Here is a 22,652-nt window from a genome sequence, read left to right on the forward strand (position 1 = left end):
AAAAACGGGAGAAACGTCGATGAAACGCAGAAACTTCCTGGCTGCCGGTGCGATCGCACTCGCAGCTCCTTCGATCGCGCGCGCGCAGACGGCTGCCACGGTGCGTTGGTGGTACCATTTCGACAATCCCCAGCATTCGCCGGCAGACTTGATTTCCGCGTTCGAACGCTCAAATCCCGGTATTAAGATCCAGGCCGAAAGCATTCCCTGGGGCGGGGGCAACGACTACTACACGCGGCTCTACGCTGCCCTCGTCGCCAACAATGCGCCCGATTGCGCGATGGTCAAGCTCGCCAACATGTCGCGCCTGCTCGAGATGCGTGCACTCGAGCCGCTCGACGCGATGGTCGATTCCTGGACAGGGGCCAAGGACATCGCCGACAGTCTGTGGACCCTGCACAAAGCGCCGGACGGCAAGCGCTATTATTTGCCGCTGCAGTATGTCGTGCTCTATCTCTACTATCGCGTCGATCTCTTCCAGCAGGCCGGCATCGCACCGCCCAAAACGTTCGACGAGTTTCTCGCTGCGGCTCGCGCCACAACCAAGGGCGACGTCCACGGCTTCGGCATGCGCGGCGGTGCGGGCGGGCACGACCATTGGGGCACGTTCGTGCTCGGCGGCGGCGCCAGTTTCGCGCGCGGTGGCATGGTGAGCCCGCGTGCTTTGGCCGCCAATCGCTGGTTCGTGGCGCTCGGTCGCCAGCACGGCGTGTTCCCGCCGTCGGCGCCGAACGACGGGTTCCGGCAGATCGTCGACAATTTCAAGGCCGGTCGAACCGCGATGACGATCCACCATATCGGGTCGGCAAACGAAATGGTCCAGGCGTTGGGCGACCGCGTCTCGGCCGTTCCGGTTCCGCGCGGAGCCGACGGCAAAGGCTGGACGTCGTTCGGCGACGAGTCGAATGCCGTCTTCGCGGCAAGTCGCAACAAAGCAGCCGCGTTCCGCTGGATTTCTTATCTGTCGAGCGGAGATGCGAACGTCGAGTTCAACAAATTCACCGGTCAGCTCACGGTGACGCAGTCGGGGGCGGCAAATTGGACGCTGCACCCGAAACGCTTCGTCGATGCGACGGCTCAGTCGGTGCCGATCGCCGATGCGCTGCCCAATGTGACGCAGACGGCGGATTTTGTGCGCACCGTGTGGCCCACAAACATGCAGCGAGCTTTGCTCGGCCAGATCGAGCCTGACGACATGATGCGGGCGATCGAACGCCAGTATCACGGCTGAGGCGGCAGGGGCGGCGTTTAAGCGCCGCCCCGTTCTCCTGCAATGATCGGAAATCGCTTCACGCCGTATCTGTTTTTGGCGCCCGCCCTTTTGGCGACGGCGGCGATCGTGCTCTATCCGGTCGCCACGACGCTGTGGATGAGCCTGCACGATTTCGTGCTTTTTCGGCCGCACAACGTGCCGTTCGTCGGTTTCGGCAACTATGCACGCCTGATCGCCGATGAGGCGTTCTGGATTTCGCTGTGGAACTCCTTCGTCTGGGTCGGGCTTGCCGTCGGTCTACAGTTCGTGCTCGGCTTCGGGGCAGCTCTCGTGCTCAACGAAAGCTTCTTCTGGCGCAGTGCCGCGCGCGCTTTGGTCATCATCCCCTGGGCCCTGCCGTCGGTTATCATTGGCCTGATGTTCACTTGGATCTACGACTACAATCTGGGTCTTCTCAACGATCTCTTGCTGCGCATCGGGGTGCTCGACGGGCCGGTGGCCTGGCTCGCGCGTGCGGACACAGCGCTGCTGGCGGTGGTTGCTGCCCTGGTCTGGCAGGGATTTCCTTTTTTTGCGGTCGTGATACTTGCAGGCTTGCAGGCGATACCGAACGAGCTGCACGAAGCGGCCGAGATCGACGGTGCATCGCGTTTACAGCGCTTGCGCCACGTCGTATGGCCGGGCTTGAAGGGGGTCATACTCACAGCCTTGCTGCTGCGCACGATCTGGGTCGCGAATTCGCTCGACGTCATTCTGGTGATGACCGGCGGCGGGCCTGGCTATGAGACGCACACATTGCCGCTCTACGCGTTCCTGCGCGCCTACAGCGGGATGGAATTTGGCTACGGCTCCGCGCTCGCCGTCGTTCTCACGCTCTTTCTGATGGCGCTTGCGGCGGTGTATGTCCGGCGCACCATGCGCGAGGCATTCCGATGATCGAACGCCGATCGCGTCTGCGCCGCTTTCTCGAGATCGAATTGCCGGCGTTGCTTCTGGTCGTCGTGGCCTTGGCCCCCTATGTTTGGATGGCCATTACCTCGGTCAAACCCGACAGCGACATTGCGCGCTTTCCCGTGGTCTATTGGCCCGAGGCGCCGACTTTGGGTCACTATGCTGATCTGCTCGCGCGCACAAGCTTCCCCAAGAATCTGCTCGACTCCTTGATCGTGGCGACGTGTGCAAGTTTGCTTGGCCTTGGCCTTAGCGTACCGGCAGCCTATGCGTTTTCGCGCTTCGGATTCGTCGGCCGCCGCTTTCTGATGACGCAGTTTCTGACCATCAACATGTTTCCGATCGTGTTGATGATCATCCCCTTGTTCGTGGCGATGCGGGCCTTGGGACTTCTTGATACGGTGTTGGGCGTTGTGCTCGGCCACGCGACCTTCGCGATCCCGTTTGCGATCTGGATGCTCACGAGCTATCTCAACGGGATACCCAAAGAGCTCGACGAAGCGGCGATGGTGGACGGGGCCACGCGCCTGCAGACGATCACGCGCATCCTGCTGCCGTTGGCCGCACCTGGCATCGCCTCGACCGGGATCTATGTCTTCGTCGCATCCTGGAACGAGTATCTCTTTGCGATGATGCTGTCCGGCCAGAATGTCCGCACCGTCACTGTCGCCTTGCAGCTTTTCATCGGCGAATACACGATTCAATGGGGCCTGTTGACGGCCGGCGGCACGCTTGTCGCATTGCCGGTGACCATCTTGTTTCTCTTTGTCCAACGCCATTTGGTCGGTGGACTGACTGCCGGAGCTGTAAAATCATGAGATCCAACCCTATCGGCGTTATTTCGATGTTCTATGCACGGCCCTTCGGCCGAGAGCATTTCGACTGCTTCGCACGTGCTGCCCGCGCAGGCATGCAGTTTGTCGAATTGCTGGTGCCGGAGCCGGGCGAACTCGATGCGCACGAGACGAAGGCTGCCGCTGCCGCAAACGGCCTCGAGATCCTGTTCGCAGCCCGCGTCAATTTGCAGCGCGACCTTGCAAGCCAGGACCCGGCCATGCGCGCCGCGGGTCTGGCCTATCTTGAAAGCTGCGTTGCGACGGCCGTTGCGTTCGGCGCCAAGATCGTCGGCGGTCCGCTTTACGGCGCCCCGCTCGTGTTCGCGGGGCGTGCACCCGCACCGGTCGAAGAAACGCTGCGCCGGACTCGCGTCGATCAGGTGACCGAAGCTCTTGCAAAAGCAGCAGCGCGCGCTGCCGACAATGGCGTCGTTCTCGCGCTCGAACCGCTCAACCGATTCGAAACGGACTTCGCCAATACGACCGAGCATGCGCTTGCGATCGTCGATGCAGTCGGGTCGCCTGCTTTGGGCGCCATGCTCGACACGTTTCACATGAATATGGAAGATCGCGACATCGCGGCTGCGATCCGTAAAGCCGGATCGCGCATGGTCCATTTCCAGGCAAACGAGCACCATCGGGGTTTTCTGGGCGACGGGCATATCGATTGGCCGTCGGTTGCGCGGGCGTTGGTTGCCGTCGGCTATCGCGGCCCGATTACGTTGGAACCGTTCCGACGAGACGACGTGCCGGTTGGAACTTGCGTCGCGCAGTGGCGTGCGCCTTCGCGTAACGAGGACGCAGAACTTGCCGCGAGTGCGGCGTATTTTCGCGCAGCTCTCGACGCCGCCGGGAGGGCAAAATGAGCACGCTTCGAATCGGTTGGATCGGCTGCGGCACACATGCTGGCGAGATGCTACTGCCGCATCTGGTGCGCCACGACGCGGTCATTGCGGCTCTGTGCGACAAGGATACCGACCGGCTCGGCAAGATAGGTCGCAGCTACGGCGTCCCTGAGGCCGATCGGATGCAGGACGCGGCTGCGCTTCTCGCGCGCAGCGACATCGATGCTGTCGGCATGGCGATCGGGCCCGCGGCGCATGTGGAACTCGGAATCGCCGCATTGGCGCGCGGCCTGCCGGTGTTCATGGAAAAGCCGCCCGGCGCCAACGCTTCCGATGCGCGCCGATTGGCCGATGCCGCCGCGCGCGCGGGCAAGCCGCTAGTGCTCGGATTCATGAAGCGCTATTCGACGGCGAACCGAATTGCGATCAATTTGGTGCATGCGCCCGAGTTCGGCGCGCCTGCGAGTTTCATGGGCCAGTACATGACGGCGCCGACCTATTTCACGCGCGATCCCGACTATACGGGCTTCTATCTTCACCATTGTGTCCACTATATGGACCTCGTGCCGCATCTGATGGGAAAGCCCGTTTCTCTTCACGCGCGCCGCCACGAAATTGCACCCGGCAAGCTGCTTCTTCATGTCGATTTCCGCTTCGAGGGCGGCGGCCTTGCGACGCTGGTTATGGGTACACACCAATCGCGCGCCACGCCGATGGAATGGTGGCAGGTGATGGGGGACCATAAGCGGGTCGAGGTGCGCAATGTGCACGAAGTTCGCTATTTCCGTGCGCCTGAATTCAAGGTCGGTAAGGCTGACGCGACCCTTAGCGACGCGGTCGATACGCTGGCATGGGAGCCGAACTTGACCGTCGCCGCAAACGAAGACCACAAAGGCTACCACGCGATTCTCGGAGATTTCTTTGCGCGCGTGCGAGGCCAGCCCTCTTCTGCCCCCGAAATCGGGGCGGGTGTGGCAGCGATGACATTGCTGGATGCGATGATCTCGTCGGCCGCCTCGGGAAATCCCATCGCATTTGCATGAATCTTGACCGCGCATGTATGGCGCATCTGCCCGCGACAATGCGCCGCCCGGGTTTTTCTCCCGCAAAACTTGTGCCCGGGATGGTGCATTTGGGGTGCGGCGCCTTTGCGCGTGCGCACGCTTTTTGGTTCACCCAGCGCGCGATCGAAACGGTCCCTGGCCCGTGGGGCGTTGTTGCCGTCAATCTGCGCGGTCGCACGGTGCCTGAAGCGCTGAACGCGCAGGAACGTCTCTATTCGATCTTGACGCGCGGGCCGGAGCAGTTGGACGTCGAAATTGTTGGCGTCATCGTCGAGGCTTTGTACGCGCCGGCGAACCCGGCGCTTGTCGTCGAGCGTCTTGCCGATCCCGCGACGCGCGTCGTTACGCTAACAGTGACCGAAAAAGGCTACTGTCACGTGCCGGCGACCGGCGATCTCGATGAATCGCACCCGGATATTCGCGCCGATCTGGCCGAACCTGATGCGCCGTGCTCCGCCATCGGGTTTCTGGTGGCTGGCCTTTCTGTCGTCCGTGCGCGTCGCCAGACCCCGCCGACGATTGTCTCCTGCGACAATCTACCATCCAACGGCCGTGTCCTCGCGAAGCTCGTCACGCAGTTTGCCGCGTTGCGAGATCCGGGCTTGGCCACGTGGATTGCCGAAGAGGTGCGATTTCCCAGCACGATGGTGGATCGCATCGTTCCTGCAACGACCGACGACGATCGTCTGGCGCTGCGCACGTTGCTTGGGTGTGCAGACCGTGCCGTGGTCGTTGCCGAACCCTTCGCCCAGTGGGTGATCGAAGATCGTTTCTCGGGCGCGCGCCCTTCCTGGGATCGCGTCGGCGTCGAAATCGTGCCGGATGTTGCCCCCTTCGAGCGCGCCAAGCTGCGTCTGCTCAACGGTGCCCATTCGGCGTTGGCATATCTCGGTCTTGCTAAGGGGCACATCACCGTCGCAGAGGCGATGGCCGATCCAGAACTCGCCGCCGCAATCCGCGCACTGATGGCCGAGGCCGCAAGCACGCTCGATCCAGTTCCAGGGCTCGACATCGCCGCTTACAGCGCGCAGCTCTGCGCGCGTTTTGCCAACGCTGGCATCCAGCATCGACTTTCTCAGATTGCGATGGACGGATCGCAGAAGCTTCCGCAGCGTCTGCTCGGCACGATTGCCGACGCGTATGTCGCAGGCCGCGCCGCTCCTGAGACCATTAAAGCTGTTGCCGCCTGGATCGACTATGTGCGCCGTTCGAAAAGCAGCCTGTCCGACCCACTGGCCGAAGCATTGGGAAAGTTGCGTACGACCGACGACTTTCTCAGCTTCGAACCCGTTTTCGGACGCGAACTTCTTTGCAATGCGCGTATTCGCGCTGCTCTAAGCGCGGCGGTTGGCGACTTCGACAATACCTAAAGCGTGCGCACTAAGTCCGCGCGAATCTCGTCGCCCTGTGTGAGGAGGGGGGCAGCGCGTCGGCGGGAGCATGGTTGCCAGGCCTTCTCGTTGGTTTGAACTTGCGGCATTTGCCATTTGGCCATGTCGGGCCAATCGAGGGGCAAGATTGTTTTGTTTGCATATTGGGCGAGATAAGGCATGTCCTCTGACATGTGTGCGCATGTATGAGGTTTGAAAATGCTTGTACCTAGACAGAAGATTCACGCCCGAGGTCCCGACATGTCTCGCCTTACTTGGGGCGTTTGGCGCGCGTTGAAGGGCGAGGAGACGAACACACCAGCGAGGCTTGCCGCGTTCGTCGATCGATGCGTCGAAATCGGCATCACGACTTTCGACCTTGCCGACATATACGGAAATTACGAGATCGAAGCGCTTTTTGGAGCAGCACTTCGCGCGCGTTCGTCTGGGCGCAATGGGATCGAGATCGTATCGAAGTTCGGGGTCTGCAATGTCGGCAACGCGCGCCCGCTGCATCGGGTGAAGCACTACGACAATAGGCGGGCGCACATCGAAGCCACGGTCGAAAACGCGCTGAAGGCGATCGGAACGGATTATCTCGACCTGCTCCTCGTGCATCGGCCTGACTTTCTCGCACCCGCAGAGGAGACCGCGCGCGCCCTCGAAGCGCTCGTCGCCGCCGGCAAGGTCCGCTCGGTCGGTGTCTCGAACCATGCGCCGCATCAGCTGTCGCTGCTGCAGTCGAAGCTTTCGCTGCCGATCGTCACGAACCAGATCGAATTGTCGGTTCTCGCGCGCGCACCTCTCTTCGATGGAACGCTTGCACAGGCGCAGGAAGTTGGTGCTGCACCGATGATCTGGTCGCCGCTCGGCGGCGGCCGGCTCTTCGACGCGGCGGATGCGTCCACAAGCCCAATCCGTACCGCGTTGCGTGAGGTGGGCTTGCGTCGCGGAACCGACGATATCGGCGCTGTCGCGCTTGCTTGGCTGCTCTGCCTGCCAAGTCGACCGGTCCCGGTGCTCGGTTCGACGCGTTTCGAGCGCCTGCGCGCACTTGCTGCGGCCGCGCATATTCAGCTTGATCGACAGGATTGGTACGAGATCCTCGCTGCCGCACAGGGCAAGCTCCCCTAGCTTGACTTGCGCCGGCGTCGTGTGCGTCGATCTATTGACCGAGCTAATCTGCTGTGTATTATGTAAGCGGTTTCATAAATCGCCTGGGGGGGCGTCTTTTTTGCGCAAGCGCCAGTTCTTGGACGCAGTCGGCCCGCTTCTGGCCCTTGCCGTGCTGTTCGCAGGTTGGGAGTCGGCGGTCGTCTTGTTCGGTGTTTCCGAGATCATGTTGCCGAAGCCGAGCCGCATCTTCGTCGAGATCGTTGATCGGGCGCCAATGCTCGCATTGCACGCGTCTTCGACCGTCACGATCATCCTTTCCGGCTTCTTGTTGTCGGTTGCGGTCGCCATCCCGCTTGCGCTGGCGATTTCGTTCATTCCCGTTGTCCGCCGGGTCGTCTATCCGATCGTCGTCTTCTCGCAGTTGATCCCGAAGATCGCGATCGCACCGCTCTTCATCATCTGGTTCGGCTTCGGCGTTTTGCCGAAGGTGTTGATCACATTTCTCATCTCGTTTTTTCCCATTCTGATCCAAGCGATCGTCGGCTTTACCTCGATCCGACCGGAGCCGATCCGCGTCGCGCGATCAATGGGGGCGGGGCCAATCGACATGTTTTTGCGCATCCGGCTTCCGCATGCGCTGCCCAATCTTTTTGCAGGCCTAAAGATGTCGATGGCGGCTGCGGCGATCGGCGCAATCGTCAGCGAGTTCATCGCGTCCAGTCGCGGGCTTGGCTATTTGGTACTCGTCGCCAACGGCGAGATGAACTCGCCGCTCGCCTTCGCGGGCATGATGCTGCTGAGCCTGATCGGCATCGTGCTGTATTTTGCGGTCGAATTGATACAACGCTTCGCCACACCCTGGGATATCGCGCAACGGCGATCAACGCCGAACTAAATAAACTTTCAGGAGGAACCAAGATGATTAAACGCCGCACATTCCTTGCTTCGGCTGCCGCAACTGCCGCCGCAACCTTGGCTGCTCCCGCCCTCGCGCAGGCCCCGGATCGCGTCTCGTTCCGCTTCAATTGGTCGTGGATCGGCAACTACTCGCCGCCGATCCTCGGTCTTCAGCGCGGTTACTATCGCGATGTAGGCATCGATCTGCGCCCCGACCAAGGGAAGGGCTCCGGCGTGACCGTGCGCCAAGTCGGGTCGAAGGGCGACATGTTCGCCTGGGCCGATACCAGCGCGCTCCTGTTGGCGGCCGCACAGGGCGTGCAGGCTAAGCAGATCATGACGATGGCGATCAGCACGCTTGCGGTCGTGTGGATCGACGGGCGCACGAAGTTTGAAACCGCGCGCGACGTGATCGGCAAGAAGGTTTGCGGCACGGCCGGCGACGGTGCCACGCAACTCTGGCCGGCGGTCCTGGCGGCGAACGGTATCAAGCCGACGGACTATGAAATGTTCAATGTGGACAGCACGGCCGGTGTCGCCGCCCTTCGCGAGGGGCGCTGCGACATCCTTCTGGGCAGTGCGGCTGACCAGCCGGTGTCGTTGCAGAACGCCGGGTTTGCGGCGAAGTACAAGACCTACAAGGATCTTGGCGTGCCCACGCTCGGCTCGGGCATCTCGACGCATCCTGACCTCATTCGCGGCAATCCCGGCCTCGTTCGCCGTTTCGTGCAGGCAACGCAGCGTTCGTGGCAGGCGGCCATCGACGACCCGGAAGCGTCGGTGCAAGCACTCGTCAAGCACGCCGAGACGCCGCTCGACCCGAAAGTCGTGCGTGGCAATCTCGCGGTTTTCACGACACTGCTCACGGGCGTCAAGCCGCTCGGCATGACCGATCCGGCGGCTATGGAGAAGAACATCGCGTTGCTGAAGGAGTATACGGGCTTCAAGACCGATCTGCCAGCGACCCACTTCTACACCAACGACTTCGTCGGGCAGTCGGCCTGACATGGACGCGACGTCGGCGGTGCCCAGCGACGCGATTGTCTTCGACGGCCTGCGCAAGACCTACGAGGCGCTCGAAGGCTCGATCGAAGCGCTGGGTCCGCTGTCGTTCGGGATCCGGAAGGGCGAGTTCGTCTCCGTCCTTGGGCCCAGCGGTTGCGGCAAGAGCACGCTCATGCTCGTCGCCGCCGGGCTCGACGACGCGACGTCGGGCGCGGTGATCATCGATGGTCGCCCGATCAAGCGCGCCTTCACCGATCTCGGCATCGTCTTTCAGGACCACGCCCTGCTGGAATGGCGCACGATCCTCCAGAACGTTATGCTGCATTCCGATCTGCGCAAGATCCCGGCAAAGGAACTACTGCCGCGCGCGATGGATCTGCTCAAGAAGGTCGGGCTCGAGGGCTTCGAGAACCGCTATCCTTTCGAACTGTCCGGCGGGATGCGCCAGCGCGCCGCCATCTGCCGCGCACTCGTCCATGCCCCGCCATTCCTCTTTTTCGACGAGCCGTTCGGCGCCCTCGATGCGCTGACGCGCGAGCAGATGCGCGTCGATCTCGAAAAGCTTTGGCTCGATCGCCGACAGACCGTCTTGTTCATCACGCACGGCATTGCCGAGGCGGTGGCACTTTCCGATCGCGTCGTGGTGATGACGTCGCGCCCGGGGAGAGTCGAGCGGATCATCGACATCGATTTGCCGCGCCCGCGCAGCAGTGCCGTGCTCGCATCGCCCGAATTCGTGGGCTATTGCGCTACCATCAAAGACATTTTCAGTGCGACCGGCATCCTCAAGGATTGACGGCACAACAGGTTTGGCAGGCAATCCATGAAGGGCATGAAAAAGGGCTTGGCGCAGTACGGCGACGCGGGGTTCTCGCTGTTCCTGCGCAAGGCATTCATCAAGGCGATGGGCTATTCGGACGACGCCCTCGACCGGCCGATCGTCGGCATTACCGATACCTACTCGGCCTACAATGCGTGCCACCGCAACGTCCCGGAGCTGATCGACGCGATCAAGCGCGGCGTGATGCTTGCGGGCGGGTTGCCGATCGAGTTTCCGATCATCTCGATCCATGAAGCCTTCTCGCACCCGACGAGCATGTTCCTGCGCAACCTGATGGCCATGGCGGCCGAGGAGATGATCCGCGCCCAGCCGATGGACGCCGTCGTGCTGATTGGCGGTTGCGACAAGACCGTGCCGGCTCTGCTGATGGGGGCGGCAAGTGCGGACGTGCCTGCGATCCTCACGGTGACCGGTCCGATGATCACCGGGAGCCACAAGGGCGAGCGGCTGGGTGCTTGCACGGATTGCCGCCGCCTGTGGGGCAAGCATCGCGCCGGGCAGATCGATCAGGCCGAGATCGACGAGATCAACGAACAACTCGCGCCCGGCCCCGGGACCTGTATGGTCATGGGAACCGCCAGCACGATGGCGCTCTGCGCCGAGGCGCTTGGCATGATGCTGCCTGGCGGTGCGTGCATTCCGGCCGTGCATGCCGACCGCCTGCGTCACGGCGAGGCAACTGGTGCCCGTGCCGTGGCGATGGCGAAGGAAGATCTGCGGCCGACGAAGATCATGACGAAGGAAGCGTTCGACAACGCGCTGCGCGTGCTGCAGGCGGTTGGCGGATCGACCAATGGCCTCATCCATCTTGCTGCCGTTGCGGGGCGGCTGGGTATCGACATCGACTATGCCGCCTTCGACCGGATGGGCGTGGAGACGCCGGTGCTGGTCGATCTCAAGCCCTCGGGCCAGCATTATATGGAAGATCTGCATAAGGCCGGTGGGCTCGGTCAGATCCTGCGCGAGATCGAGGCGGATCTGAACACGCAGTGCCTTACGGTCACCGGCGGCACGCTGGCATCGACCATTCCGCGCTCGCCGCCGGGCTGGAAGCAGGACGTCGTCCGCCCGGTCTCCGATCCGATTCACAAGGGCGGCGGATTGCGCGTGCTGCACGGCAACCTTGCGCCCAACGGTGCTTTGATAAAGCAGGCGGCCGCCACGAAACGGCTGCTGAAGCACGAGGGGCGCGCCGTCGTCTTCACGTCGCTGGTTGACATGGCCGAGCGGATAGATGCGGCGGATCTGGACGTGACGGCGGACGACGTACTCGTGCTGCAGAATGCCGGGCCGAAGGGTGCACCGGGCATGCCGGAGGCGGGCTATCTGCCGATCCCTAAGAAACTCGCGGCCGCCGGCGTGACCGACATGGTGCGGATATCGGACGCACGCATGAGCGGTACGGCATTCGGCACGATCGTGCTGCATATCAGCCCCGAATGCGCCGATGGCGGGCCGCTTTCACTCGTACGCGATGGCGACCGTATCGCGCTCGACGTGGGGGCTGGTCGGATCGAACTGCTGGTCGATGCGCAGACCCTTGCCGAGCGTCGCAAGGGTTGGGTCCCGCCGCTGCGGCCCGAGCGCGGCTATTGCGGTCTCTATTTCGACGAGGTCCTGCAGGCTGAGTACGGATGCGATTTCGATTTCCTGCGCAAGGTGCCCGTCCGCACGCGGCGGAAATGATTCTATCGATCAACCGAGAAGGGGTGGCACGTGCGGAAATTGAAGATTGCGATCGTCGGATGCGGATGGGTGGCCGGAAACCAGATCGAGAATGGATTTGCGCTGCTGCGCGATCAATTCGACATCGCCGTCTGCTGCGAGATCGAGCCGGCGCGCCTGGCCGCGTTTGCGGACAAGTACGGGATTGCCGGGCGCACGACGAGCTATGACGACGTTCTCGCAATGCCCGATATCGACGCCGTCAGCATCTGCACGCCGCCGTCCGAGCACCATTCGATGGTTCGGGCCGCACTTGCGGCGGGCAAGCATGCGCTTTGCGAGAAGCCTTTCACGAGCTCGCTCGAACTCATGGACGACGTGATCGCAGCGCAGAAGACATCCAAAGCGCGGGTCATGCCGATCTTTCAGTATCGCTATGGCCCCGGCTTCGAGCGCGTTCGCGCACTGGTGCGCTCGGGTCTCGGCGGGAAGCTCTATGTTTCCTCGATCGAGACGGCCTGGCTGCGCGGTGCCGCTTACTATCAGGTGCCATGGCGCGGCAAGTTCGCGACTGAACTGGGCGGCGTTCTCGTCACGCAGTCGATTCACATCCACGACCTGTTCATGTGCCTTGCGGGCCCGGTCGCGAAGGTCGCTTCGTTCAAGACCACGCGGGTCAATCCCATCGAGGTCGAGGATTGCGCGGTGGCAAGCCTCCAGATGGCGGATGGTTCGCTTGCGTCTCTCACCGCGACGCTCGGCTCCGCGCGTCCGTCGACCCGCATGCGCTTCTGCTTCGAGAATTTCACGATCGAGCGCAATTGTTTCGATCTCGATGCGCCCAAGCCGGCGCTCGAGCCCTGGACGATCGTGCCGATGCGCCCCGAACTGCAGCGCGACATCGATGCGGCGACCGCTGGCATCCCTACGGGCGATCTCTTTTTTGCGGGCCAGTTCCGCGCGTTCCACAAATCGGTGACCGAGGGCTTGCCGTTCGATATCACACTTGAGGAGGCACGTCGCGCGCTGGAGCTGATTACCGCGATCTATTCAGCCGCCGAGACCGGCCGGACCGAGAACCTGCCCATCGACAGCCGGCATGCCCGATACAAGGGGTGGCATTCTTTCTGATCGGTTGGCCGATAAGTTTGAATTGCATCGAATCGTCGAACTGCACTAGGGATTTGAGGGTGCAAAGCACTAGATTCGATGCGAACAACGAAAGGCGCGCGGGGTGGCAAAGAAGTCCAAGTCAACTTCTCGGAACGAGCGCGTCAAGCCGATCAAGCGACGCGTGCGCAAGCAAAGCCCGTCATCGGCGAAGCTCGAGGACGTCGCCCGGGCTGCGGGTGTCTCGACGGCGACGGCGTCGCGTGTTCTCAATTCGCCGAACAAGGTCCAGGCCGATACCCGCCAGCGCGTCGAGGCGGCGATCCGATCGCTCAACTGGATCCCGCACGGTGCCGCCAAGGCGCTGGCCTCGCTGCGTACGCGCACGGTCGGCGCGCTGATCCCGACTTTGGGGCATCAGGCGATCATGGCTATGGTCGAGGCGATCCAGCAGGATCTGAGCGACGCCGGATATACGCTTTTTCTCGGCAAGCCCGAACTGCAGCCGGACCGCACCTTGCGACAGGCGACGAAGATGCTGGAGCACGGCATCGAATGCCTGATCCTTATGGGCGAGGAGCAGCCGCAGGCCTTGTTGGAGTTCCTTGAGGGCCGCAAGGTCTTCTACGTGACGGCCTACACCAGCGGGCGCAACGGCGGAAAGAACTGCATCGGCTTCGACAATTTCTTGGAAATGTCGCGGCTGATCGAATACCTGCTGAGCCTCGGCCATCGCGATTTCGCCATCGTTTCCCGCCAGTACGAGGGCAATGACCGTATCCGCCAGCGTATCGAGGCGGTGAAGGTGGTGCTCGCCAATGTCGGCCTGGCGGTGCGGCCGCAGCATGAGATTATCGTCGAGAAATATCTGATCGGTGCTGGGCGGGAGGGCATGCAGCGTTTGCTGAAGTCTGAAGGCGTGCGCCCCACGGCCGTGATCTGCGCCAACGACTATTTGGCAGCCGGTGCTGTGATCGAAGCGAAGGCGGCGGGCCTGTCTGTTCCGAAGGATATCAGCGTCACCGGTTTTGACGATCTGGAAATGGCCGCTCAAATCGAGCCACCGCTGACAACAGTGCGAGTGCCTGCGATCGATATCGGGCATGCCATTGCGAAGTTCATCGTTGGAAGCCTCGAGAAGGCGCCGGATACCAGGCTGCCGGGGCGGTTCAATGCCGAACTGATGATCCGCGGCAGTACTGCTGCGGCACCTTTGAAGACATAAGTTAATCGCTTACATCGTCGTCAGAAGCCGCATTTTGATATGCGGGAGACGGCGAATTGGGTCACTCCCCAAATACCAGCAATTATAAGATTTGATATGCCAAGCCATCGTTCCGCTTGACAGTTTGTCGCTTGATAAGCACGATGTAAGCGGTTTCTTAATTCGGTGCCTTGATGCATTTCTGGGCGCTGAGCCAGGCAACCTCAAAAAATTCCACGCTTCTGCATCGGTGAAGCCGGGCTGCGTGGCCAACATAAAGGGAAGGGAACCGCTATGAACTCTCGCCGCAAATTTCTTGCCGGTAGTGCTGCTGCCGTCGGCTCGATGACAATCATTGGCCGCGCATCGGCGCAGGCCGTGAGAATCCGGGTCGGCAACGTCTATCCCGCTTCGCACACGATTCCGGTAGCCACAGGCCGCTTCAAGCAGCTCGCCGAGCAGAAGTCTGGCGGCAGATTGTCGGTTACTATCCACAACAACAGCGAGCTCGGTTCGGAACGCGAAATGGCCGAGATGGTTCGCGGCGGCTCGCTCGAGATGGTGCTGAGCGGCCTTCCGGGCACAGGTGCCTACGCGCCCGAGATCGAGGTGATGGAGGCATTCTACGTCTATCGCAATGTCGAGGATCTGAAGCTCATCACTGACGCCATCTTCGGCGACCTCCAGGGGTTCATCCAACCCAAGGGCTTTCAACTTGTCGGGCTCATGTATCAGGGGCCGCGCAATGTCCTCTCGACCCGACAGCTTCGGACGCTGGCGGATTTCAGGGGCCTTCGGCTTCGTATTCCCAATACGCCGCTTTTCGTCGGCCTCGCGCGCAGCTGGGGTGCTGTGCCCACCGCGATTGCGCTCGCCGAGGTTTACACGTCGTTCGAATCCGGCGTCATCAATGCCATGGAAGCCACCCATGAGACGATGGTGACGAGCAATTTCCACGAGAAGGCCAAATTCCTCCTCACCACGCGGCACAACCACTATCCCCAGCCGATCGTTGCCAACAAAGCATGGTTCGACCGGTTGCCCAAGGATATGCAGGATATCATCACGTCCTCGGCGCAAGAGGCCGGTGCCTACCAGCTGACACTGCACAAGGCTGCCGACGATCAGGCGCTCGCGACGATGCGTGCGGCGGGCGTCACGATCACTGAACTTTCGGATGCCGAGATCCAGACGTTCCGTGCGCCGCTGATCGAAATGAACCGGCAGCACTTCGCCAATCGCGGTCCGAAGGTTGTCGAGGTGTACGAAAAGATGCTGAAGCTCAGCAAGTACTGATCCAACAGGTCGTCGTCGAGAGAAACAATGCTTGATCGTCTCTACGTTAGAGTCATCGAAGTCCTGGTCTTCGTCGCGATTACGGCGATGGTTGGAATCGGCTTTCTTTCGACGGCGATACGTTCCGTCCCCGGTTGGGGCGGTCTCTACTGGGCCGAGGAGATCATCCGGTATGCTTGCATCTGGATGGTCTTTCTCTGCTCGGGTCTCACCATTCGCTACGGGATCCACTTCCGGGTCGATCTCGTGCTTGCCAAATTGCCGCGGCGGGCCGGGATCGCCCTCGCTCTTTTCGCCGTCGCTGTGATGATCTGGTTCGAGGTCGTTCTGATTTGGTTCGGATCGAAGGTGACGATCATGAACATGGAGCAGCAGTCGACCTCGCTCGAGTTCCCAATGGGATATGTCTATGTGGCCATCCCCATAGGCGGCGTACTGATGCTCTTCGAGACTTTGCGGCTCGGCTGGACAATCTGGAATCGCGGCGAACCGATTCCTGCCAGCGAACAGCCATTGGTCGATTGAAGGAGTTCGTTTTTGCTTCCTACTCTCATCTCTACCTTCTTCGTCCTGCTGATACTCGGCGTTCCCATCGCATTCTCGATCGGCGCAGCAACTTTCATTCCTCTCATGCTCGACGGTCGTTTGCCTTTCACTCTGGTGATCACGCGCCTTTTCGGGGGCATGGATTCGTTTCCGCTAATGGCGATTCCGTTCTTCGTCCTGACGGGAACGCTCGCGAGCGCCTGCAATCTGGTCGATCGGATCATGCAACTCGCGAGCTTCATGGTCGGTCGCATGCGGGCCGGGCTCGCGCAGGTCGATATCGTGACGTCGATGCTCTTCGGCGGCGTTTCCGGATCGGCAGTCGCCGACTGCGCTGCCACCGCGGGGATTCTCATCCCGAGCATGACCAATAAGGGTTATCCTGCATCCTACGCGGTCGGGGTCTGCGCCACGTCCTCGACGATCGGCGCGCTGATTCCGCCGAGCATCCCGATGATCATCTACGGTTTCCTCACCGGTGTCTCGACCGGACAGCTTTTCTTGGCCGGTGCGCTGCCGGGTGTTCTTGTTGGCATTCTGCTCATGATTGTGGCGTATTTTCTGTCTGTTAGAGGCGGTTTCGGCCGCAACGACGAAGCGCCGCGGCGGACGATGAAAGGTTTTGTCCTTGTCATGCGCGAGTCCGGGCCGGCCATGACCATCCCGTTCATCATCATCGGCGGTATCGTCGGCGGCGTATTCACGCCGACCGAAGCCGGCATTGTTGCTGCGGTCGCGGTCCTCGTCATTGGTCATTTTTTCTATGGCGGCTTCACTTGGCGGAAGCTGCGCGAGGCCGTCATGGGTGCTGCGCTCACAACCTCGATGGTCATGCTGATCTTGGCGGCTTCGACCGTCTTCGCAAATCTCCTGACTCGGGCACAGTTCCAGTCGGAAGCCATCGTCCTACTCAACGCGATCACGAGCGTGGCCGAGATCCAGCTGCTGTTGGTCGTAATTATGCTGCTGATCCTGGGCTGCTTCATCGACGGCACGGCCATTCTGATTATGTTCGCCGCACCGCTCTTCGGCGTGGGACAAGCGCTCGGCTACGATCCGCTGCAGTTCGGCACGATCATCGTCATGTGCTGCTTGATCGGTGGCGTGACGCCCCCGGTTGGTACATTGATGTTCATCAGCGCCGCTGTAGCTCGCATCGGTCTCGGCGAGGCATCGAGAGGCATCTTCCCATTCTTCCTCGCGCTTTGCGTGGCGCTCTTTCTGGTCGCGGCAATTCCGCCTCTGACAACCTTCTTGCCCCGCCTATTGCTGGGTTGAACTCTTCGCCTCAGGATCCCAGAGCATGACCGATCTGTCCCACCTGATCTCCCGAGAGACGCCAGTCGCGCATGTCGTACTGTTGCGGATCAACAGGCCTGAGAAGAAGAACGCGTTGCACAGCACGATGGTGATCGAACTTGCGCGCCGTCTCGACGAAGCGGCAGCTGACATCGACGTTCGTGCGGTCGTCCTGACGGGGACCGAGGAGACTTTTGCTGCCGGTGCTGATATCGCCGAGATGCTCGAGCGTGGCCCTGCCGGAACCTCGAACAATCCCGATCGCGTCAAGGCGTGGCGCCGGCTTGAGAAGTTCCCGAAGCCGATCATTGCCGCCGTGAACGGCATCGCGTTCGGGGCAGGAAACGAGTTGGCGTTGACCTGCGACTTTATCATTGCAGGCAAGAACGCGAAATTCGGCCAGCCGGAAGTGAAGATCGGCGGCATGGCCGGCGATGGCGGCACGCAGCGCCTGCCGCGCAAGATCGGCGCCAATATGGCGTCCTACATGCTCATGACGGGCGATCCGATCGATGCCGAGACGGCCTGGCGGCTGGGATATGTGATCGAGATCTGCGAGGTCGCGAAGACCGTCGCACGCGCCGTCGAAATCGCTTCGACGATTGCTTCGCGCGCACCCGTTGCCGTGCAGTTTACAAAGGCGTGCATCGGCGTTGCCGTCGGCGCAACGCATGAGAACGGAATTTCCTACGAGCGCGATTCGCTGTGGCGCAATTCGATGGCGGAGGATCGCCGCGAAGGCATGTCGGCGTTCGTTGAGAAACGCGCGCCGAAATTCACGGGCAGATAAGAGGGGCCCGTCAGGCGGCGGGCTTCGTCCCGTCGCCCACGACGCCACGCTTGATAAGGTCGTCGATCTTTTCCTTCGAATAGCCGAGCTCGGCCAGCGCTTCGCGTGTGTTCTCGCCGATGCCGTAGGCACGGATGCGCAGCGGCAGCGTCTCGTCGTCGTACTTGACGGGATGGTTCACGAGCACGGCTTTCGCACCGCGAATGTCGATTTCGGTGAAGGCATCGACTGCCTTTGCCTGCGGATCGTCGGCGACGTCGTCGAAGTCGTAGATCTTGCTGTACCACAGCCCCGCATCGTCGAACGCCTTCGAGACCTCGGCAAAAGTCTTCGTGGCAACGACCTTCGCAAAGACCTGCGCGTAGCGGTCGCGCTCTTTGAAGCGGTCGATATGCGCGATCGAACGCAGCTCGTCGCTGCCGAGCGCGTCGGCGACCTTCATCGGATCGTTGACCGACATCGCGATCTCGGCATCGGCGAGTTTGAACTGGCCGTAGGGCGCTTGGTGGTACCACGTCGCAAGATGCGGATCGCGCTTCAGGATCTTGCGGTCGGGACGGGTCGACAGATAGACGGTCAGTGGCTCCGTCTGGAGGTCGAGGCCGGCGGTGTAGAGCGAGCTTTCGACCTTTGTGCCTTTGCCCGTCGTGAGCTTTTTGACGAAGGCCGCGATGATGCCCATCGCCAGAACGGCGCCGCCATGCTGGTCGATGACGGCCGAGCCGACCGCGCGCGGCTCGTCGTTGCCGGTTGCCGCCATGAGGCCGGTGCGCGCCTGGACGATGATGTCTTGGCTGGCCTTCGAGATCATCGGGCCTTTGCTACCCCAGCCGGTTCCGCTCGCATAGATCAGATCCGGCTTGACCTTCTTCAACGCTTCATAGCCAAGGCCGAGCCGATCCATCACGCCGGAACGATAGTTCTCGACGACCACGTCGGACGTCGCGACCATCTCCTTGATGATCGCAAGTCCTTCGGGACTCTTGAGATTGACGGCGAATGTCTTTTTGTTGCGGAACGCGCAGAGGTAAAGGCCGCTCACGCCGCCGATATGCGGGCCGGGCCATCGGCGCGCGCGTTCGCCTTCGATCGGCTCGACCTTGATAACGTCGGCACCAAGGTCGGCAAGATACTGCGTGCAGGCGGGGCCCTGCAGCACGTGGCAGAAGCTGAGAACCTTCATTTTTTCGAGCATATCGGTCTCCGGTGTCGCGACGCGCGTCGGAACTTGTTCAATTGAGCTGAAGATGGATTGTCTTGAGCTCGGTGAATTCATCGACGGCAAACCTGCCGCGTTCATGGCCACTGCCGCTTTCCTTGTGGCCCGTCAGCGGAAGTTCCGGCGTGCCAGCCATATAGGTGTTGACTTCGATCGTGCCGGCCTTGAGCCCGCGCCCGAAGCGGAAGGCTTTGTCGAGATCGCGTGTCCACACGCCGGCCGACAAGCCATAAGGCGTTCCGTTTGCGATGGAGATCGCTTGATCGACCGTTTCGAACTCGATCGCCGATAGGACAGGCCCGAAGATTTCCTCCTGTGCGATCGACATCTTCGGATCGACCTGGGTGAAAAGCCCCGGTTGTACGTAGTTCTTTCGTGCGGGGCCGTCCGACGGTCGACTCCAGTAGGTCGCACCGTCGCGCTGGCCGGCTGCGATGTAGCCGCTGACGCGTTCGAATTGTGCAGCACTGATGAGCGGGCCCATTTCCGTGGCTGGATCGAGCGTATCTCCGACGCGGACGGCGAGCATGCCGGCCCTGACGCGCTCGAGAAATTCGCGCGCTATCGAGCGCTCGACCAGAAGACGCGAACCGCTCACGCAAGCCTGCCCGGCATTGCGCGTGGCGCCGATCACGACTTTCTGCGCTGCGGTCTCGAGATCGGCGTCGGCGCATACGATATGCGCCGATTTGCCGCCGAGTTCGAGCGAAAGCTTTTTGAGAGCAGCTCCCGCTTTGCCGGCGATTTCCTTGCCGACCCGGGTCGACCCGGTGAACGAGATCATGTCGACGCGGGGATCGGCGCACAAAGCTGCCCCGACATCGTGGCCGAAGCCGGGGAGCACGCTGACGACGCCGGGCGGAATGCCTGCCTCAAGCAGGATACGGCCGAGCAGGAGTGTGGTGCCCGATGTGAGTTCACTGGGTTTGACGACCGCGCAGCAGCCGACCGCCAAAGCGAAGGGCAGCTTCTGGCTGATAATGAGCAATGGGTAGTTCCACGGCGTGATCATGGCGACGACGCCGTAGGGCTCGCGCAGGATCAGGCCCATCTGGCCGCCGCCGAGATTGTCGTACGTGTCGCCGTAGGTATGGCGGGCGAGGGTCGCCGCGTATTCCCAGTGCGCAATGGCGCCGCGAACTTCGCGCTCCGCATTGGTGACGGGCTTACCGCATTCGAGACATTCGATACGGCGGAACTCGTCGAGGTTCTCTTCGATGCGGCGCGCCACGCCGAGCAGGATTTTGGCGCGCTGTGCGCCGGACATTCCGCTCCAGACGCGTTTCTCGGCTGCGGCCGAGGCTGCCGCGACGGCAGCGTCAACGTCGGCAACCGTCGCTCTTGGATATCGGCTGATGGCGATATCATGTGTTGGATGCCGCCGCTCGATAGGCTCCCGATCGCGCGTTTCGACGAGCTTGTCGCCGACGATCGCCGGAAGCTCGATCGGCGTTCCGGGCAGTTTCACCGGCCAGGCAGCTGATGCGGTAGACATGATGTTTCTCCAATTGGATAGCGATGATGTAACCGCTTTCTTTTTATGTCAATCGCAATGGCGATCCTGTGTGTCTGCGGCTAGTGGCCAGCGCGGATGAGATCTGCAACGCGCTCGGCAACCATGATCGTTGGCAGGTTGATGTTGGCGCGCGGGATGGCGGGGAAGATCGATGCGTCGACGACGCGCAGGCCGCCAATACCGTGAACGCGTCCAGCAGAGTCCGTGACCGCCATGGGATCGTCGGCGCGTCCCATACGGCACGAACACGACGCGTGCCACACGCCGACCGCGGCCTTGCGCACAAACGCCTCGAGCTTGTCGTCGTCGGCAAGCAACACGTCGAGCGGTTCGGATTCGACCACGAAGTTGTTGAACATGAACCGGCGCAGCGGGGCAGGGCCGTCCAGGATTGTGGCCAGGATGCGCGTAAGGATGCGGTTCTTCGTATTGACCTCGCTCACTTGGCGGATCTTCTCGCTGAAGCTCGCCGCGAACGGGTCGGCCACGGCCGCGCGCATCTCGGGTACCTCGAAAACTGCGCGCAACCGTCGCATCGCCGCCATCAGGCGCACGAGATCGCGACGGTCGTGCAGCAGTTTGAAATCGACTTTGGGCTGGTCGCGCCAATCGGCCGAGTTGAGGCGGACTTCGCCGGCCTCCGAAAACGTCTTGTTGACCCATGTCGTCACCGAGCAGATTTGCTCGCCGACATGATGCCAAGCGGCCTTCGTCGAAACCGATACGGCCATGTCGGACACCGGCATGCCCGGAATGTCGGACGTGAAGCGAAGCCCGACGAGAAGATGGCGCCGTGTTTTCTCCTGCAGGCGGGCGTGCGGGTGGATAAAGGCGGCCAGCGCGACCGACGGATGGTCCATCAGCCGCTGGCCGACGCCCGCAAGCGCATGCCGCAGCTCGATCCCGTGCGCGTGCAGTTCGCCGACAGGCCCGACGCCCGCACGCATCAGCATGGGCGGCGAGTAAATGGCCCCGCACGAAAGAATCACTTCGTGCGCGCGGAACTCGCGCAGTTCGCCATCGACAATTGCGCGCACGCCGACGCAACGACGTCCTTCGAATATGAGATCGCGAACATGGCAGTCTGTCCGGATCGTCAGATTCGGCCGCGCGCGTACTGTGTTTGTCAGATAGGCGATTGCCGTCGGCACGCGTCGGTCGTAAAGATTCGAGATCGTAAAGGGATGGTATCCGTCGACGAATTCGCCGTTCTGGTCGGCAAGGTATTTGAAGCCTAGCTGCTCGAATCCGGCTGCGATCGCCTTGGCTTGACCGGCCCACATGTCGGGAAAGATTCGGCGGATCGGCAGCGGGCCATCCTTGCCGTGCAGCGGTCCGTCGAAGTCGTTGTCGCGTTCGAGTTTCCGGAAATAGGGCAAGACCGAGTTCCAGTTCCAGCCGTTCGCGCCGAGCGTCTCCCACTCGTCGTAGTCGACGGGGCCGCCGCGGTTGGCAAGCTGCCCGTTGATCGACGAACCGCCGCCCAGGACGCGCGCCTGCTCGTACTTGCGCAGGCGCGGACTTGGGGCATCCGGCTGGTTGTGCGGGATCGTCTCCGTCGTTACGCGCAGGTCGTTCCAAAGGAAGCGGCGATCGAGGAATGCGTAGGCGGCGAAGCTGTCGAGAATGCGTTCTGGCGTCGCGCCGTCCTTGATGTTGGGACCGGCTTCGAAAAGGAGGACCGAGGTTGCACTGCTCTCGGTCAGCCGGGTTGCGAGAACCGAACCGGCGGATCCGCCGCCGACGATGATGAAGTCGTGTGACATCGGTGCGCTTTTTCGTATCCATCCCTTGGGTGTGCGGCGCAGAAGCACCGAACTTGTTATTCGACAATATATAAACGCTTTCATGCCGAATGCGCAATCGGGA

The 22,652-nt window shown here is 61.7% G+C and carries 20 protein-coding genes; 17 read left to right on the forward strand and 3 right to left on the reverse strand.

Annotated features, from left to right (window positions below; translation table 11 throughout):
* Window positions 1–19 precede the first annotated feature (19 nt).
* The 17 genes from O9320_10000 to O9320_10080 all read left to right on the forward strand — a co-directional run bounded on the left by O9320_10000 (window position 20) and on the right by O9320_10080 (window position 18,048).
* Window positions 20–1,231 (forward strand): sugar ABC transporter substrate-binding protein, encoded by a 1,212-nt coding sequence (locus tag O9320_10000; GenBank protein ID MCZ8311175.1) that lies wholly within the window; start codon window positions 20–22, stop codon window positions 1,229–1,231.
* A 42-nt stretch (window positions 1,232–1,273) separates the two neighbouring features.
* The gene (locus O9320_10005) at window positions 1,274–2,149 is read left to right on the forward strand and encodes a sugar ABC transporter permease (protein MCZ8311176.1); all 876 of its coding nucleotides are present in this window, start codon (window positions 1,274–1,276) and stop codon (window positions 2,147–2,149) included.
* Window positions 2,146–2,982 (forward strand): carbohydrate ABC transporter permease, encoded by an 837-nt coding sequence (locus O9320_10010; GenBank protein ID MCZ8311177.1) that lies wholly within the window; start codon window positions 2,146–2,148, stop codon window positions 2,980–2,982. The genes O9320_10005 and O9320_10010 overlap by 4 nt, the downstream gene beginning before the upstream one ends.
* Complete coding sequence (locus O9320_10015) at window positions 2,979–3,866, forward strand: sugar phosphate isomerase/epimerase (GenBank protein MCZ8311178.1); 888 nt, start codon at window positions 2,979–2,981, stop codon at window positions 3,864–3,866. Before O9320_10010 ends, O9320_10015 begins: the two co-directional genes overlap by 4 nt.
* Window positions 3,863–4,888: a Gfo/Idh/MocA family oxidoreductase gene (locus tag O9320_10020; GenBank protein MCZ8311179.1), complete on the forward strand. Its 1,026-nt coding sequence runs from the start codon at window positions 3,863–3,865 to the stop codon at window positions 4,886–4,888. Before O9320_10015 ends, O9320_10020 begins: the two co-directional genes overlap by 4 nt.
* A gap of 80 nt (window positions 4,889–4,968) precedes the next feature.
* A complete protein-coding gene (locus tag O9320_10025) occupies window positions 4,969–6,279 on the forward strand; it encodes a mannitol dehydrogenase family protein (protein MCZ8311180.1) in 1,311 nt (436 codons plus the stop codon).
* 261 nt (window positions 6,280–6,540) lie between these two features.
* Window positions 6,541–7,413 (forward strand): aldo/keto reductase, encoded by an 873-nt coding sequence (locus O9320_10030; protein ID MCZ8311181.1) that lies wholly within the window; start codon window positions 6,541–6,543, stop codon window positions 7,411–7,413.
* Between the two features lie 118 nt (window positions 7,414–7,531).
* Complete coding sequence (locus O9320_10035) at window positions 7,532–8,290, forward strand: ABC transporter permease (GenBank protein ID MCZ8311182.1); 759 nt, start codon at window positions 7,532–7,534, stop codon at window positions 8,288–8,290.
* A gap of 23 nt (window positions 8,291–8,313) precedes the next feature.
* Complete coding sequence (locus tag O9320_10040) at window positions 8,314–9,297, forward strand: ABC transporter substrate-binding protein (GenBank protein MCZ8311183.1); 984 nt, start codon at window positions 8,314–8,316, stop codon at window positions 9,295–9,297.
* Window position 9,298: 1 nt separating this feature from the next.
* Window positions 9,299–10,093, forward strand: a complete 795-nt coding sequence (locus O9320_10045) for an ABC transporter ATP-binding protein (GenBank protein MCZ8311184.1) — start codon at window positions 9,299–9,301, stop codon at window positions 10,091–10,093.
* Window positions 10,094–10,120: 27 nt separating this feature from the next.
* Entirely contained in the window at window positions 10,121–11,824 is a 1,704-nt protein-coding gene (locus tag O9320_10050; protein ID MCZ8311185.1) for a dihydroxy-acid dehydratase, read from the forward strand.
* Window positions 11,825–11,854: 30 nt separating this feature from the next.
* Window positions 11,855–12,934: a Gfo/Idh/MocA family oxidoreductase gene (locus tag O9320_10055; GenBank protein ID MCZ8311186.1), complete on the forward strand. Its 1,080-nt coding sequence runs from the start codon at window positions 11,855–11,857 to the stop codon at window positions 12,932–12,934.
* Between the two features lie 103 nt (window positions 12,935–13,037).
* Window positions 13,038–14,138 carry a LacI family DNA-binding transcriptional regulator gene (locus tag O9320_10060; GenBank protein MCZ8311187.1) on the forward strand — a complete coding sequence of 367 codons (1,101 nt, stop codon included), beginning with the start codon at window positions 13,038–13,040 and terminating at the stop codon, window positions 14,136–14,138.
* Window positions 14,139–14,411: 273 nt separating this feature from the next.
* Window positions 14,412–15,413: a TRAP transporter substrate-binding protein gene (locus O9320_10065; GenBank protein ID MCZ8311188.1), complete on the forward strand. Its 1,002-nt coding sequence runs from the start codon at window positions 14,412–14,414 to the stop codon at window positions 15,411–15,413.
* 27 nt (window positions 15,414–15,440) lie between these two features.
* Window positions 15,441–15,938 carry a TRAP transporter small permease gene (locus O9320_10070; protein MCZ8311189.1) on the forward strand — a complete coding sequence of 166 codons (498 nt, stop codon included), beginning with the start codon at window positions 15,441–15,443 and terminating at the stop codon, window positions 15,936–15,938.
* 12 nt (window positions 15,939–15,950) lie between these two features.
* Window positions 15,951–17,237 (forward strand): TRAP transporter large permease, encoded by a 1,287-nt coding sequence (locus O9320_10075; GenBank protein ID MCZ8311190.1) that lies wholly within the window; start codon window positions 15,951–15,953, stop codon window positions 17,235–17,237.
* Between the two features lie 25 nt (window positions 17,238–17,262).
* Window positions 17,263–18,048: an enoyl-CoA hydratase-related protein gene (locus O9320_10080; protein ID MCZ8311191.1), complete on the forward strand. Its 786-nt coding sequence runs from the start codon at window positions 17,263–17,265 to the stop codon at window positions 18,046–18,048.
* Between the two features lie 10 nt (window positions 18,049–18,058).
* Here O9320_10080 and O9320_10085 read toward each other — a convergent pair whose 3' ends face one another.
* From O9320_10085 to O9320_10095, 3 genes are all read right to left on the reverse strand, one after another.
* Entirely contained in the window at window positions 18,059–19,243 is a 1,185-nt protein-coding gene (locus O9320_10085) for a CaiB/BaiF CoA-transferase family protein (protein ID MCZ8311192.1), read from the reverse strand.
* Between the two features lie 37 nt (window positions 19,244–19,280).
* Window positions 19,281–20,762, reverse strand: a complete 1,482-nt coding sequence (locus O9320_10090; protein ID MCZ8311193.1) for an aldehyde dehydrogenase family protein — start codon at window positions 20,760–20,762, stop codon at window positions 19,281–19,283.
* A gap of 80 nt (window positions 20,763–20,842) precedes the next feature.
* Window positions 20,843–22,549 carry a GMC family oxidoreductase N-terminal domain-containing protein gene (locus tag O9320_10095; GenBank protein ID MCZ8311194.1) on the reverse strand — a complete coding sequence of 569 codons (1,707 nt, stop codon included), beginning with the start codon at window positions 22,547–22,549 and terminating at the stop codon, window positions 20,843–20,845.
* Window positions 22,550–22,652: the final 103 nt, after the last annotated feature.

Source organism: Magnetospirillum sp., assembly GCA_027532905.1.
Lineage (GTDB): Bacteria > Pseudomonadota > Alphaproteobacteria > CACIAM-22H2 > CACIAM-22H2 > Tagaea.

Bases quoted from the DNA above. Each gene is read 5' to 3' on its own strand.
- O9320_10025 (MCZ8311180.1), top strand. From the start codon at position 4,969: ATGGTGCATTTGGGGTGCGGCGCCTTTGCGCGTGCGCACGCTTTTTGG.
- O9320_10005 (MCZ8311176.1), top strand. From the start codon at position 1,274: ATGATCGGAAATCGCTTCACGCCGTATCTGTTTTTGGCGCCCGCCCTT.
- O9320_10015 (MCZ8311178.1), top strand. From the start codon at position 2,979: ATGAGATCCAACCCTATCGGCGTTATTTCGATGTTCTATGCACGGCCC.
- O9320_10000 (MCZ8311175.1), top strand. From the start codon at position 20: ATGAAACGCAGAAACTTCCTGGCTGCCGGTGCGATCGCACTCGCAGCT.
- O9320_10050 (MCZ8311185.1), top strand. From the start codon at position 10,121: ATGAAGGGCATGAAAAAGGGCTTGGCGCAGTACGGCGACGCGGGGTTC.
- O9320_10020 (MCZ8311179.1), top strand. From the start codon at position 3,863: ATGAGCACGCTTCGAATCGGTTGGATCGGCTGCGGCACACATGCTGGC.
- O9320_10090 (MCZ8311193.1), bottom strand. From the start codon at position 20,762: ATGTCTACCGCATCAGCTGCCTGGCCGGTGAAACTGCCCGGAACGCCG.
- O9320_10070 (MCZ8311189.1), top strand. From the start codon at position 15,441: ATGCTTGATCGTCTCTACGTTAGAGTCATCGAAGTCCTGGTCTTCGTC.
- O9320_10045 (MCZ8311184.1), top strand. From the start codon at position 9,299: ATGGACGCGACGTCGGCGGTGCCCAGCGACGCGATTGTCTTCGACGGC.
- O9320_10095 (MCZ8311194.1), bottom strand. From the start codon at position 22,549: ATGTCACACGACTTCATCATCGTCGGCGGCGGATCCGCCGGTTCGGTT.
- O9320_10010 (MCZ8311177.1), top strand. From the start codon at position 2,146: ATGATCGAACGCCGATCGCGTCTGCGCCGCTTTCTCGAGATCGAATTG.
- O9320_10085 (MCZ8311192.1), bottom strand. From the start codon at position 19,243: ATGCTCGAAAAAATGAAGGTTCTCAGCTTCTGCCACGTGCTGCAGGGC.
- O9320_10065 (MCZ8311188.1), top strand. From the start codon at position 14,412: ATGAACTCTCGCCGCAAATTTCTTGCCGGTAGTGCTGCTGCCGTCGGC.
- O9320_10030 (MCZ8311181.1), top strand. From the start codon at position 6,541: ATGTCTCGCCTTACTTGGGGCGTTTGGCGCGCGTTGAAGGGCGAGGAG.
- O9320_10080 (MCZ8311191.1), top strand. From the start codon at position 17,263: ATGACCGATCTGTCCCACCTGATCTCCCGAGAGACGCCAGTCGCGCAT.
- O9320_10040 (MCZ8311183.1), top strand. From the start codon at position 8,314: ATGATTAAACGCCGCACATTCCTTGCTTCGGCTGCCGCAACTGCCGCC.